Origin of the sequence: Pseudomonas syringae (assembly GCF_002157375.1) — a bacterium.
Taxonomy (GTDB): domain Bacteria; phylum Pseudomonadota; class Gammaproteobacteria; order Pseudomonadales; family Pseudomonadaceae; genus Aquipseudomonas; species Aquipseudomonas syringae_T.
The window spans coordinates 1-14,720 of sequence record NZ_MTSA01000037.1 but is presented as its reverse complement, the minus strand read 5'-3'; the positions used below and the strand labels follow the sequence as shown (position 1 = coordinate 14,720).

Genomic DNA, 14,720 nt, shown 5'->3' with positions numbered 1-14,720 from the left:
GGAGTGAGCTTGCTCACGAAGGCAATGGTTCAAGCGACCTGTCTCGGGGGCTGTATCGGCCTTTTCGTGAGCAAGCTCACTCCCACAGGATGTGTATGTAACGCTGAGCATGGGCACAAGAATCAGTCCGGTTTTTATATGACGATGAGCGCTAACCGTCGCGATGCGCTTCGACACGCATCACTGCTCGCAAGGGGCATGAAACCACGGCATCAGTATGGACATAGCCCTTTGTGGGAGTGAGCTTGCTCACGAAGGCAATGGTTCAAGCGACCTGTCTCCGGGGGGCTGTACCGGCCTTTTCGTGAGCAAGCTCACTCCCACAGGATGTGTGTATAACGCTGAGCATGGGCGAGAAACTGTCGCGATGCGCTTCGGCACGCGTCACCGTTCGCTAAAACCATCTCTCCGGCAACAGATTGCGTGCATACCACGGCCTGCGTGGCACGCGGCGTAGCAGGTTGCTGAGTTTGTCATCCGCAGCGAAAGTAATTCGTAGCGCGAGCTTCATGACCTCCGGGTCCATCTCCATGGTCGTGCCCGCAGCCTGGCCCGGCACGGTGCTGCAACCGTGGGTTTCCGGCCCCAGCCACGGGTCGCTGACGCCTACCCAGCGGCCCGGTGCGAACCAAGGCACGCCGTTGACCTCCAGGCGTTTCACTTCGCCCGGATGAAAACGCTCGTGGGCGCGGAACCAGTCGTCGATGCGGTCGTCGATCCAGCCGTGGAACATCCAGAACACCGGGTTCACATGGGATGAAAACGGGTCAGCCAGAAAGTCGTTTTCCGGCTCGAACCAGCGCTCGGCGAAGTCATCCGAGCGACGTGCCATCGGCACCGGTTGGCCGTTGGCCGGGTCGCGGGCGACTGAAGCCCAGCGCATGTGCAGCCAGTCGTGCAGCTCCAGTTCGACCTGCGAACCCAACTGCCCCAACGTCAGCTTCGACAGAAAACGCGGATCGCGGTACTGCGATTCCCACACCTGAAAATGCGTGTGGTAGGTCTCGTGGCTTTTGATGTCGCTGACCAGTTGCGTGTATTCCTCATCACCCTGCGCCAGCCAGTTGGGGGGCAACGCGCAGCCATCGTGATTATCGAAATAGCGCGCAAAACCCTGCCGGTCACGCTCCAGTTCCGGCTGCGGCAATGGAAAACGCGGCCACGACGGCAGGTCCTGAATCTTGCGCGCCTGAATCAGCATGTGCCGGTGCATGTAGAAAAAATCCTCACCCGAACCGTTACGGTCCTTGTGCGGGCCACGGGCATCACGCTCCTGATCGCGCGGCCCCGGCTGCCAGCCGATGCCGCGCAAGGCGTCGCGCTTGTCTTCAGGCAGCTTGTGCCATTTATCCCGAGACGCATGCCAGAGCTGGTGAAACAGTCGATGCTCCCTGGAAACCAGCCAGGCCAGAAACGGCGGGCTTAGCCCCACCCGCTCCCGCGCCTCCGGAAACACCTGCTTGATCGCGATCAGACGGCTTTCCAGTTCCGGCAGGGCCAGCGGCCGGTCCAGTCGCTCAATACGCCCGCTCAACGTGCCGCTGCCCGCGTTGCCGAACGCGCCCCACACCTCATCGAGGGTCAGGCTGAATTCGTAATCCGGGGTGTCGCTGTGCGGATCATTCGCGGCATGCCCGTCCATGACCCGCAGGTAGAGTTTTGCCGCGTTGGCCGGCTGCAGGTCGCCGATCACCCGAAAGCGGGGCATGGCATCGCCGCGCAAGTGTTCGGCCGTGTCGATGTAACCGCGCACGCCGCGTCCACGTGAGGCAATGTCGAGAAACATTTCCAGACCTTCCAGCGGCGCGCCGCGCAGCCCGGCATCGCGCCCCTCGAAACGCAGGGTCCACACGCCACGCAGCTTGTCGGCCAGTCGCTGAGTGGAGGCGTCCGCAGGCCCGGCCGTGGCCTCGCCCGGCGTCACAGGTTCTTCGACACGGGTGAATTCCCGGTGCGCGTAATAGGCAGCCGGAAGCGCCGCGCCGGTCAGCGCCAGCCCTGCCATGAACCCTCGTCGAGAAATCGTCATTGCCTACCTGTTCCAACCCGAGACCGCCGTTATCCAAGCTAGAACGTAAAACCGGCAGGCAAATTTAGCCCAACGCCTGCACACGGCACCCTGCGCTAAATTTTTTGCCGATCCGCTCGTTCTCCACCAGATAGCAACGGCCTTGGCAGGCTGTACACGGTTAATCTAAACGAGACGGAAATGACAAGACCGCGTTGGAAAAAGGCTCTCTTCATCGGCCTGCCGCTGGCACTGGCCATCAGTGCAGGTGCGGGTTTTCTGGTCTGGCATTACGGGTTGCCGGCCGCTTACCCGGTGAAAATCATGAAGCAGGCCGACGACCTGCAAGAGCGGATCATTTCCTTCGACAGTCACATCACCGTGCCCATGAAATTCGGCAGCGAGGGCAACGAGGCCGACAAGGACGGTTCGGGGCAGTTCGACCTGGTGAAAACCGCACGCGGACGCCTCTCCGGCGCCGCCCTGACGGTGTTCGGCTGGCCGGAAATCTGGAACGGCGATAACGCACCGCACCGCCCGACACCCGGTTTTGTCGACGAAGCACGCCATCAGCAGGAAGTGCGCTACAAGATCATTACCGGCATGGTCCGCGATTTCCCCCATCAGGTCGGCATCGCCTACACCCCGGACGACATGCGCCGCCTGCATGGCGAAGGCAAGTTTGCGATCTTCATCAGCATGCTCAACGCCTACCCGCTGGGCGAAGACCTGAGCCTGCTGGACCACTGGACCGCGCGCGGCATGCGCATGTTCGGTTTCAGCTACGTCGGTAACAACAGCTGGGCCGACTCTTCGCGGCCCCTGCCCTTCCTCAACGACACGCCCGACGCGCTGGGCGGCCTGTCGGAGATCGGCAAGCAGGCCGTGCAGCGCCTCAACGATCTGGGCGTCATCATCGACGTCTCGCAGATGTCGAGCAAGGCGCTGCTGCAGGTCAGTCAGTTGAGCCGCACGCCGATGGTTGCCTCGCACTCGGCACCCCGCGCGCTGGTCGACATCCCGCGCAACCTCAGTGACGAAGAAATGCAGCTCATCAAACACAGCGGCGGCGTGGTGCAGGTCGTGGCCTTCCCCGCCTATTTGAAACCGCTGAGCCAGAAGACCCAGGACAAGCTCAACGCCCTGCGCAAGGACTTCGACCTGCCGCCGCTGCCGAACCTGGCGATGGCGCTGATGCCCGGCGACCCGATCATCACCGTCTGGCCGGAGCAACGCTTCGGAGCCTACGCCAGCAAGCTGTACGCGATCCTTGAAGAGGAACCCAAGGCCACGGTCAAGGATTTTGTCGACGCCATCGACTACACGGTCAGGAAGATCGGCATCGACCATGTCGGCATCAGCTCCGACTTCAACGACGGCGGCGGCGTGAAAGGCTTCAACGACGTCAGCGAAATCCGCAACGTGACCGCCGAGCTGATCGAGCGCGGTTACGCCGAAGCCGATATCACCAAACTCTGGGGCGGCAATTTCCTGCGCGTCTGGGAGCAGGTCCAGGCTTCGGCGCGCCCGGCGGTGAAACCCACGAACCTTTCGAACGCCGCCCCCCGAACATCAGGCGAAACCGCTCATGACTGACCGCAGAACCTTTCTCAAGCAGGCCGGCGTGCTGGCCGCAGCCTTGCCACTGAGCGCAAGTCTTGCGTCAGCGGCCACGGCATCCGTACACGCACCGACCTCTGCAGACAAATGGACACGTCTGAAACAGCTGTTCGATCAAGACCCCGACTACGTCCACTTTTCCAATTTTCTGGTGACCTCGCACCCCAGACCGGTTCGCGAGGCCATCGAGCAGCATCGCGCGCACATCGACCGCAACCCCGGTCTGGCGATGGACTGGGACCTGGGAGAAACCGAGCGCCGTGAACATGAGGTCCGTGTCTGGGCGGGCAAATACCTGAACGCCCAACCCGGCCAGATCGCCCTGACCGGCAGCACCACCGAAGGGCTGGCGATCATCTACGGCGGCCTGCAGGTGCGCCCGGATCAGGAAATCCTGACCACCGAGCACGAACACTCCTGCACCCGCGACATTCTTAAATTCCGTCAACAGCGCGAAGGCACTCAGGTGCGCAAGATTCGCCTGTTCAAGGACCCGGCCAGCGTGTCGGCGGACGAAATCATCGGCTCCATCGCGCGCAGCATTCAGCCCAAAACGCGGGTGCTGGGCATGACCTGGGTGCAGTCCGGCAGCGGCGTGAAACTGCCGATTGGCGCCATTGGTGATCTGGTCGAAGAACACAACCGCAACCGCGACGACAAGGACCGCATTCTGTACGTGGTCGACGGTGTACACGGGTTTGGCGTCGAGAACCTGGATTTCCCGGACATGAAGTGCGACTTCTATGTCGCCGGCACCCATAAGTGGATGTTCGGCCCGCGCGGCACCGGGATTGTCTGCGCCCGTTCGGAGCAGGTCAAAGACCTCACTCCGCTGATCCCGACGTTCTCGGAAGCCACCGGTTTCAGCACGATCATGACGCCCGGTGGCTATCACTCGTTCGAACATCGCTGGGCGCTGAACGAGGCATTCAAGCTGCACCTGCAACTGGGCAAAGCCGACGTTCAGGCACGTATTCATCAACTCAACAGCGACCTCAAGCAGCGTCTTCAAGCGCAACCGAATGTCGAGCTGGTGACCCCGATGGACCCTGCGCTGTCGGCGGGTTTCAGTTTTTTCCGGATCAAGGGGCAGTCATGCGACGACGTGGCGGCCTGGCTGATGAAGCAGCGCATGGTCGTTGACGCCGTGAGCCGCGACGTTGGCCCGGTGATACGCACCGCACCGGGGCTGCTGAACAACGAAGCCGAAATCGACCGTTTCATGGCGCTGCTCAGCCAGCGCGCCTGACGCGTACGCACTGAATTACCTGTTTTCCGTTTTCTATCGAGACCCGTCATGAAAAAAACATTGCTGTCCCTTTCCGCCGTGCTCGGCCTGGTGCTCTGCGACACCGCCCTCGCCGCTGCGCCCGAAACCGCTTCCGCAGCGGTACACGCGCCAGGAAAAGTGTTCAAGGACTGCAAGGATTGCCCGGAAATGGTCGTGCTGCCTGCGGGCACCTTCACCATGGGCGCGCCCGAGGAAGAAATGGGCCGCCAGCCGGACGAAGGCCCGCTGCATGACGTGACCTTCGCCAAACCGTTCGCCATCAGCCAGTTTCAGGTACTGGCCGGCGAATGGGACGCCTATATCAAAAGCTCCGGTTACAAAATGCCGGACGGCGACACCCGGCCGGGCCGTGAGTGCAAGGCCGGCAAGCCACGCTACCCGATGACCGCGCGCCAGCCCGCGGTGTGCATGGACTGGAACGAGGCCAAGGCCTACGTCGAATGGCTGTCGAAGAAAACCGGCCAGCCCTACCACATGGTCAGCGAAGCCCAGCGAGAATACGCGGCACGCGGCGGCAGCCAGGGTTCGTTCCCGTTCCCGATGGATGAAGGCAAGCCGTACAGCATCGCCAAACACGCCAACACCTACGGCCCGGAAGACGGCTTCAGTTACACGGCGCCGGCGGGCAGTTACAGCCCGAACGCTTTCGGCATCTACGACGCTCACGGCAACGTCTACGAATGGACCGCCGATTGCGAAACCAGCCACTACAACGGCGCCCCCACCGACGGCAGCGAGTGGCTGGCCGGTGACTGCACCTGGAAGATGATTCGCGGCAATGACTGGACCGAAGCGCCGATCTTCTCTCGCTCCGGCAATCGCAACAGCCGTCAGCCCGACGTACGTGGCGACTGGCTGGGCTTCCGGGTCGCTCGCGACCTGTAACGGACTTCATGCGCGCGCCCTGCATTGAGGCAGGCCGCACTCACGGACACTGACGAGACACACCATGACCCGCAAAACTGAAAGCCTCGCCCGGGAAACCCTGAGGATCCTCAAACCGTTCTGGTGGCTGGTGGCGTTGTCGACGGTGCTGGGGATCGTCAGTGGCCTGAGCGTCACCGGCCTGCTGGCCACCATCAATAATGCGCTGAACATGCCCGGCGGGCCGGACGCCTATACCGCATGGCTGTTCGCCGGGCTGTGCGTGCTGACCCTGGCCTGCTCGACGCTGTCCAACCTGTCGACCAACTATGTCGGCCAACGTGTGGTCGCCAATCTGCGCCGCGAGCTGGCTGCCAAGGTGCTGGTCGCGCCCATCGCGCAACTGGAGCGCTATCGCTCGCACCGCCTGATTCCGGTGCTGCTCAACGACGTCAACACCATCAGCACCTTCGCCCTGTCGGTCGCGCCGATGGTGATTTCGTTCACCGTCACCCTCGGCTGCCTGGCCTACCTGGCGCTGTTGTCGTGGCAGATTCTGGCGCTGACGGTACTGACCGTTGTGCTCGGCACTGGCGCGCAATACCTGGCCCATGCGTTCGGCATGCGCAGTATTCTAGCGGCGCGCAACAGCGAAGACGACTTGCAGAAGCACTACCAGGCACTGTCCGCAGGCGCCAAGGAACTGCGTATTCAGCGCAAACGCCGCCAGCACATGCTCGACGAAAAAATTCACGGCGCCACCGAAACCATCTGCCGTTCGAACATTCGCGCTGCCAACATCTTCGTCAGCGCCGAAACCTTCGGCTCGATGCTGTTCTTTGCCGTGATCGGCATGGCCATCGCCTTCCAGGCCATGTGGCCGACCACTGAAAAGACCGTGCTGGGCGGCTTCGTACTGGTGATGCTGTACATGAAAGGCCCGCTGGAAAGACTGATTACTGCGCTGCCCGGCATCAGCCGCGCGCAGATCGCCATGCGCCGCATTGCCGAGCTGTCATGGAAATTCTCCAACCCCGAGCCGCACCTGCTGGTCAGCGACCGCCCCACCGCACTGGCCAATATGCAGACCCTGGAACTGCACAACCTGCGCTACGACTACCCGCCGGTCGACGGCGGCGACGCCTTTCACCTCGGTCCGGTGGACCTGAGCATCAAACAGGGCGACATCGTGTTTATCGTAGGCGAGAACGGCTGCGGCAAGACCACGCTGATCAAACTGCTGCTGGGCCTGTACACACCGCAACAGGGTGAGATCCGCCTGAATGGCGAGGCCGTCACCCCGGAAAACCTCGACGACTACCGCCAGTTGTTCACCACCATCTTTGCCGATTACTACCTGTTCGATGAGCCGCTGCAAGGCCAGGCTGCACTGCCGCAAGACGCCGGCAAATATCTGGAGCGTCTGGACATCGCACACAAGGTCAGCATCAAGGACGGTGCCTTCACCACCACCGACCTGTCCACCGGTCAGCGCAAGCGTCTGGCATTGATCAATGCCTGGCTGGACGAGCGCCAGGTGCTGGTCTTCGACGAGTGGGCAGCCGATCAGGACCCCGCCTTCCGCCGCGTGTTCTACACCGAACTGCTGCCGGAACTGAAGCAGCAGGGCAAGACCATCATCGTGATCTCTCACGACGACCGCTATTTCTCTGTCGCCGACCAACTGGTGCGCATGCAGGCGGGCCGCATTGACGTCGAGCAGGTGCAAGACGAAGCCGCTCACGCCTGACTCATCGACGTTGAAACGCCCCGCCCGGCCTGTCCGCGAGCGGGGCTTTTTCTTGCCCGACGGAGCCACGCCCGACCTGACTGGATAGCTAAGCGCCATCTTTTTTCGGGATTTGTGAAAAATTCATTAAATAATCGTTAATCGCTTTCGTTCTCATTAACAGCGAACTGCGCGCACAGCCCTGTCCCCGCGCGGAGCTTTATAAAAAAGTTGCTCTCACCTGCCCGGTCGACGGCTGAAAACGACTGCGCAGGCTTGAACAACGCTCTCAATCTCCTTGCCGATACCCACTGGAAAGAGCCAATTCATGCACAACCCGTCACGTCTCACCCCGCTCAGCAAAGCGTTGATGCTCAGTCAGATGTTCCGCTCCCGGCCATGCATGGCCGCCGTGGGTCTTGCGTTCTGCATGCCGGTGGCCAGTCAGGCACAGGACGCGGCCACAGAGGGTTCGACCGTGGCGGGCACCGTCAACCTGGCCCCGACAGCCATCGACTCACAGTACCTGGGCACGACCACCGACGGCACCGGCTCGTACACCACGGGCGCAGTGAGCATTGGCAAAGGCGCGCCGCAGTCGCTGCGTGAAACACCGCAGTCAGTGAGCGTGGTGACCCGGCAGGTCATGGATGACAACAACCTCAACAGCTTGAGCAAGGTGCTGGAAGACACACCCGGCATCACGTTCCAGTACCGCAACTTCGGCGGTCACGTGTACACCTCGCGCGGCTTCTCGCTGCTGGCTGAAAGCTTTCTGGTCGACGGCATAGGCGGTCAGGGCTACCAGATCACCGGCTGGATGCAGCCGGACATGGCCATCTATGACCGTGTCGAAGTGCTGCGCGGCGCATCCGGCCTGCTGGTCGGTGCCGGCCAGCCCGGCGGTGCAGTCAATCTGGTGCGCAAACGCCCGACCGCCGACAACCAGTTTTCGATCACCACCCGCGCAGGTTCCTGGGATCAGTACCGCGTCGATCTGGATGGCAGCGGCAAACTCAACGACTCCGGCACGGTGCGCGGGCGCATGGTGGCGGCCTATGACGACAGCGGCTCCTACCTCGACGGTCGCGACAGCCGCACACCGCTGCTGTACGGCATTGTCGAAGCCGACCTGAGCGATGACACCACACTGACCATGAGCCTGCGTCGCCAGGAACAGGTCATCAACGGCTACTCGATCTACGGCCTGCCGCGCTACAGCAACGGTCAGTCGCTGGGCCTTTCGCGTTCGACCAACCTGGCACAGAAGTGGAACCGTCTCGAAAGCGACATGACCGAGGTGTTCACCGAGGTTGCGCACCGCTTCAATGAGGACTGGACCAGCCGGACGTCCTTTACCTACTCGCAGGGCGGGTTTGATCAGAATATTGCCTACGCGCGAGGCACGGTAAACCCCACGACGCTGGCAGGCCCCGCATTTCAGGGCACGCTGTTTCGCAAGGACGAGGTCGACAGCGTCGGCCTGAACAGTCAGCTGGAAGGTAATTTCAACGCTTTCGGCCTTGAGCATCAGGTGACGCTGGGGGCCGACTGGTCGAAGCAGGATTCCAACACGCGTCAGGTAACCGTGACCAGACGGACCCCGATCAACATCTTCGACGTCAACCAGAACGCGTTCGCCAAACCGGTCCGTCCGGCCTGGCAGACCGACATCGACATGACCGAGGAGCGTGCGGGCCTGTACGCCAACACGCGCATTCACCTGAGCGAACCTTTGAGCGTGGTACTGGGCACTCGCCTGAGCTGGTACGACTACACGTACGACGTCAAGACCGGCGCGGCCAACGACTACGAGTCAAAGCAAACCCAGGAATTTACCCCGTTCGCGGGTGTGATCTACGACATCAATGACAGTTGGTCGTGGTACGCCAGCTATGCCGACATCTTCACCCCGCAGGCCAATTACGTGACTGCCGGCGGCTCGCCGCTGGACCCGGCCATCGGCTCCAACTACGAAACCGGTTTCAAGGGCGAACTGTTCGACAAGCGCATGAACCTGTCGATGGCGCTGTTCTACATCAAGCAGAAGGATGTTGCTGCGGTCGATCTCGCGGCTCTGGACAACCTTACGACGTGCCCGACCAGCTCCGACGGCTCCTGCTATCTGCAGGACGGCATCAGTCGCAGCAAGGGCGTTGACGTCGAAGCCAGCGGCGAAGTGCTGCCGGGGCTGCAAGTGTTCGGCGGCTATACCTTCAACATGCTGCGCAACAACGGCGATTCGGATGTCGCCTACGAAACGCCGAAGCATATGCTGCGCCTCAACACCAGCTACAACCTGCCGGGCGCCTGGAACCGCCTGACCCTGGGCGCAGGTGTTTCTGCGGATTCAGGCTATGAAGTGCCATCCAACAAGGCACTGGGCGTAACCGGCAAGGCCATCTGGGATGCGCGGGCGTCGTGGAAGCTGGACGAACACTGGAAGGTGTCGCTCAACGCCGAAAACCTCTTCGACCGCAAGTACTACACCACCTCGATCGCCACCGACCGTTCCAACGTCTACGGCGAACCGCGCAGCTACGTCCTGACCTTGCGGGGTGATTTCTGATCTGAGTCTGGCTCGACTTCTCGTGCCAATGCTCTGAGTTCAGAGTGATCGAAATTCCCGTGGGAGCGAGCTTGCTCGCGAAAGCAATGGTTCAAATACCCTGGTTCCCGGGGCTGCACCGGACTATTCGCGAGCAAGCTCGCTCCCACAGATTTTTTGTATAACGAGCAAACATCTGCATACCAACAATCACCCGCAAATACATTATCCTTCACCCTCGATTTCAAAGAGCCATCCCTCCCATGCAATCACCCTCCAGCCCCTTGCGCACAGGGCGCGTGAAAACGTGTGGCCTGCGTCTGGGCAAGATGGGGCTGGTGCTGGCACTGGCTTTTCAGGGCGAGGCCCTGGCTGAAGAGTTCGAGTTCGACATTCCCGCGCAAGCCTTGAGCAGTGCCCTGAAAGAGCTGGGGCGGCAAGGCGACCTGCAAATTCTCTATAACCCCGATGATGTGAACGGCAAGTTCGGCAGCGCGGTGTACGGCAGGCTGACACCTGAACAGGCCATCGCGGAACTGCTGAAAAAAGCCGACGTGGCGCACAGCTTTGAGGCCAACACCTTGATGCTTGGCGCAGACCCTTCCGCACAGCCCATGAACCTGAAACCGGTGGCGATCAAAGGCGACCGGTTCGGCATCACCACCGAGGGGCGCGGCGCCTACGCCGCCACGGGTGTGAGCATCAACAAGACGTCACAGTCGCTGCGTGAAACCCCGCAATCGGTCACGGTCATGACCCGTCAACTGATGGACGACAGAAACCTCACCGGCCTAGACGAGGTGATGGCACAGACGCCCGGCATCACCTTTTCGCAACGCAACTTTGGCTCGCATGTGTTCAGCTCGCGGGGCTTCGTGCTGGAGGACGAGAGCTACACCCTTGATGGCGTGGCCGGTCAGGGCTACAGCGTGACCGGCTGGATGACCCCGGACATGGCGATCTACGACCGCGTCGAAGTGCTGCGCGGTGCTGCCGGGCTGTTGATCGGCGCGGGCAACCCCGGCGGCGCGGTGAATCTGGTGCGCAAGCGACCGACCGCCCTGCCGCAGTTCTCGATCACGACGCGCGCCGGCAGTTGGGATCAGTACCGCGTCGATCTGGACGGCAGCAGCAAGCTCAACGATTCGGGCAGCGTGCGCGGGCGTTTCGTGACCTCTTACGAAGACCGTGGCGCCTTCATCGACGGCCTGAAAAAGACTGCACCGTTGTTGTACGGCATTCTGGAAACCGACCTGACCGAGGACACCACCCTGACCCTGGGCCTGCGTCATCAAAGCGCGGACACCCAGGGCTTCTCGATTTTCGGCCTGCCCCGCTACAGCAACGGCTGTGCTGTCGACCTGCCGCGTTCCACCTCGCTGGCCCAGAACTGGAACCGTCACCAGACGCGCACCGACGAAGTGTTCAGCGAGCTGGAAACCCGTTTCGACGAGAACTGGAGCGGCACGCTGTCGGCGACCCATTCCGATGGCGCGTTCGACCAGAAAGTCGCTTACGCACAAGGGAGCATCGACCCTGCGAGCCTGGCCGGTTCACGGCTGGTCAAAACCCTGTTTCGCTCCGACACGCTTCAAAGTGACGGCGTGGACGGCCATCTGGACGGTCGTTTCGACGCCTTTGGTTTGACCCATCAGTTAACCGTCGGCGGCAATGGGTCCGAGCAAAAACGTGATTCGCGCTATGCCACCGTCAACACCGGTCAGCCGCTGGACATCTTCAACCCGGACCACAACGCGATTACCGAACCTGCGCGCCCAGCCTGGCGCAGCACCGACTACAGCGACAAGCGTTATGGCGTTTACAGCCATCTGCGCTTGAGCCTTACCGAGTCATTAAGCCTGGTGCTGGGCGGGCGAGTCAGTTGGTATGACTATCAGAGCCAGTCCGCAGGCATCACCACTCGCGCTCAAGAAGACAATCGGATTACGCCGTTCGCGGGTGTGATTTACGACCTGGATCGCGACTGGTCGTGGTACGCCAGCTACACCGACATCTTTTTGCCGCAGAGCGGTTATCGAACGGCATCCGGCGCGTTTCTCGACCCGGCCATCGGCGCCAGCCATGAAACCGGTATCAAGGGCGAGCTGTTCGACAAACGCCTGAACGTGTCCTTAGCGCTGTTCTACGTGAAACAGAAAGACATCGCCATCGAGGACGATGCCCATGCAGGCCAATGCCTGAGCAACGACGCTTACGGCACCTGCTACCTCAATGGCGATATCCGGCGCAGCAAGGGCGTCGACATGGAAATCAGCGGTGAACCGCTGCCAGGATTGCAGACCTTGGCCGGTTACACCTTCAACCTCACGCGCGGCAGCGACGGGCAATCGATCTCGGCAGAAACACCCCGGCACATGGTCCGCCTGTCCAGCCGCTACACCCTGCCCGGCACCTGGCGTCGCCTGACCGTTGGTGGCGGTGTGTCGGCGCAGAGCGGCTACTCGACACATGCGTCGACCCAGCCCATCGACAACCCCGGCCGCGCCATCTGGGACGCGCGGGCCTCATGGAAAATCGACGAACACTGGTCGGTGGCCCTCAACGGCAACAACCTGCTGGATCGCACCTACTACAAAGCGACCGGCGACATCGACCGGGGCAACTACTACGGCGACCCGCGCAACTACGTCCTGACGTTGCGCGGGGATTTTTAGCAGAGCGACTCTGACCAGTTGTAGTTAGACACAGGTCTTGGGGGCAATCCACTTTTGTGGGAGCGGACTTGTCCGCGAAGGCGGCAGTTCAGACGATATATTTTCGGAGGATGCATAGGCCCTTTCGCGGACAAGTCCGCTCCCACGGGGGCTGGTATGCCCCCCTATTTACTGCCGTTTCTCAGCAGATCCGACAAAAGCGAAGCGTCGCCCGGTCCGCTCCTACAGGTGGGAGTGCCATTCGTGGCGCTCCGCATCACACCATTTGCGCCACCACCCCTTCCAGAAACGCCTCAGCAAGCACCACGTTGTCATGCCGTTGATCAACCGTCGTAGAACTGCGCAGCCCGTTCACCGAGCATTGCTCGAGCAGCACCGCTTCAGCCCGGGCAATCTGCCCTGGCGCACGGCTCTGGCCGGCCCACCAGCAATCGGCCTGCACGTTGAGTTTTTTCAGGGTAAACGCCTGGCTCAGCTGCGCGTTGGCTTCCAGCAGTTTGTAACCGGTTTCGATCTCGTCCTGCACGGCGATTTCCTGGAAGATGCTGCGCAGGTTGTCGGCGTTCATGCCGGCCTCCTGCGCCACCTTGTCGACCACCCAGTCAATCACTTCGCCCTCGCCGGACACCGACTGCCGGGCCGTTTCGATCAGGCCGACAATCGATGCTTCCTGCAAACCCGGCACAAACGCCTGCAGGCTTTTGATCAGGCTGCGGTAATAGTTTTCGCCCTGTTTCTGCACGGTGACTTCGGGGGCTTCTTCAACCCACACCATACCGACCGACGCCGGCAGTTGCGTGTCCACAAGCCCGAGGAAGCTCACCGTGTCGCCGTCACGTTCAAGCACGTGAGCCACCTCGATGGCCAAGGCGCCGCCCATCGACCAGCCCAGCAGGTTGTATGGCCCGCGCGGCTGTGTCGCACGGATCTGCTCGACGTAATAATCGACCATTTCCTGCCAGGACGTATCGAACCAGCCCGGCACCACATAAGCCTTATTGACCAGCCCGTACACCCGTCGCGTGTCGCTCAACTGGCCGGCCAGCGGGTAATACGAGTACGTCCCGCCGCCGCCCGGTGGCAGACAAAACAGCGGCGCAGCGTCCGAATGATGGGCATTCATGGCGATGACGGCTGATTTGACCCTGGCTTCGTCAGCGCGCATAAAATCGGCCAACTCACCGAGCGTCTGCATCAGCAGAAAATCATGCAGTTTGATGGAAACTTCGAACGTCTCGCGAATCCTCCCCGCCAGCGAAACCGCCAGCAGTGAATGCCCGCCCAGCGCAAAGAAGTTGTCGTTCAACCCGACCCGCTCGACCTGCAACACCTGCTGCCACAGCGCAGCCAGACGCTGTTCGAAGTCTGTGCGCGGCGCGACATAACCCTGCTGCGACTGGCTGACTTCAGGTTTTGGCAGCGCGCGACGATCCAGCTTGCCGTTGGCCGTCAGCGGCATCACATCAATAAAGACAAAATAGGTCGGGACCATATAGTCCGGCACGTGAGCCTTGAGGTGCCGCTTCAAGGCGTCGCGCAGAACCTCCGAATCCTGACCCGCGTCAGTCGGTACCAGATACGCCACCAGTTGCTTGCCAGAAGCCCCGTCAATGTCGATGACATTGGCTTCGCGCACAGCGGCATGCTCATGCAGGCGCGCTTCGATTTCACCCAGCTCGATGCGGAGGCCGCGAATCTTCACCTGATGGTCGATACGCCCGGCGTATTCGATAACACCCTCGTCGCGATACCGCGCAAGGTCGCCGGTGCGGAAAAGCCGCCCACCCTGCGCATCAAACGGATCGGGCACAATACATGCAGCCGTGAGCGCCGCCCGGTTGTGAGAGCCACGCGCCAAACCAACACCGCCCAGCTACAACTCAGCCGCCACACCTTGCGCGGCAGGCAGCAAACCGTCGTCGAGGACGTGAGTTTTCAGGTTGTCGATAGGCCGACCAATCGGCACGCTGAGCACGTCGTCCGTG

Annotated in this window: 7 protein-coding genes and 1 pseudogene; 6 read left to right on the top strand and 2 right to left on the bottom strand. The window is 61.6% G+C overall.

Annotated features, from left to right (window positions below; translation table 11 throughout):
* Positions 1-394: 394 nt before the first annotated feature.
* The gene (gene pvdP / locus BW686_RS25730; protein ID WP_084920973.1) at positions 395-2,029 is read right to left on the bottom strand and encodes a pyoverdine maturation tyrosinase PvdP; all 1,635 of its coding nucleotides are present in this window, start codon (positions 2,027-2,029) and stop codon (positions 395-397) included.
* Positions 2,030-2,209: 180 nt separating this feature from the next.
* Between pvdP and pvdM the strand changes: the two genes are divergently transcribed.
* The 6 genes from pvdM to BW686_RS25695 all read left to right on the top strand — a co-directional run bounded on the left by pvdM (position 2,210) and on the right by BW686_RS25695 (position 12,735).
* Positions 2,210-3,604, top strand: coding sequence for a pyoverdine-tailoring dipeptidase-like protein PvdM (gene pvdM, locus BW686_RS25725; protein WP_084920970.1), 1,395 nt, complete (start codon positions 2,210-2,212; stop codon positions 3,602-3,604).
* Entirely contained in the window at positions 3,597-4,877 is a 1,281-nt protein-coding gene (gene pvdN, locus BW686_RS25720; protein WP_084920967.1) for a pyoverdine-tailoring periplasmic protein PvdN, read from the top strand. Before pvdM ends, pvdN begins: the two co-directional genes overlap by 8 nt.
* A gap of 48 nt (positions 4,878-4,925) precedes the next feature.
* A complete protein-coding gene (gene pvdO, locus BW686_RS25715) occupies positions 4,926-5,804 on the top strand; it encodes a dihydropyoverdine dehydrogenase (protein WP_084920964.1) in 879 nt (292 codons plus the stop codon).
* Between the two features lie 64 nt (positions 5,805-5,868).
* Positions 5,869-7,533 (top strand): cyclic peptide export ABC transporter, encoded by a 1,665-nt coding sequence (locus tag BW686_RS25710; protein ID WP_084920961.1) that lies wholly within the window; start codon positions 5,869-5,871, stop codon positions 7,531-7,533.
* 307 nt (positions 7,534-7,840) lie between these two features.
* On the top strand, positions 7,841-10,081 hold the full coding sequence (locus BW686_RS25700; protein WP_084920958.1) for a TonB-dependent siderophore receptor: 2,241 nt from the start codon (positions 7,841-7,843) through the stop codon (positions 10,079-10,081).
* A gap of 242 nt (positions 10,082-10,323) precedes the next feature.
* A complete protein-coding gene (locus BW686_RS25695) occupies positions 10,324-12,735 on the top strand; it encodes a TonB-dependent siderophore receptor (RefSeq protein WP_086934845.1) in 2,412 nt (803 codons plus the stop codon).
* 256 nt (positions 12,736-12,991) lie between these two features.
* On the opposite strand, the pseudogene BW686_RS25690 reads toward BW686_RS25695, so the two are convergent.
* A pseudogene (locus BW686_RS25690) lies at positions 12,992-14,720 on the bottom strand (thioesterase domain-containing protein); the annotation flags it as partial.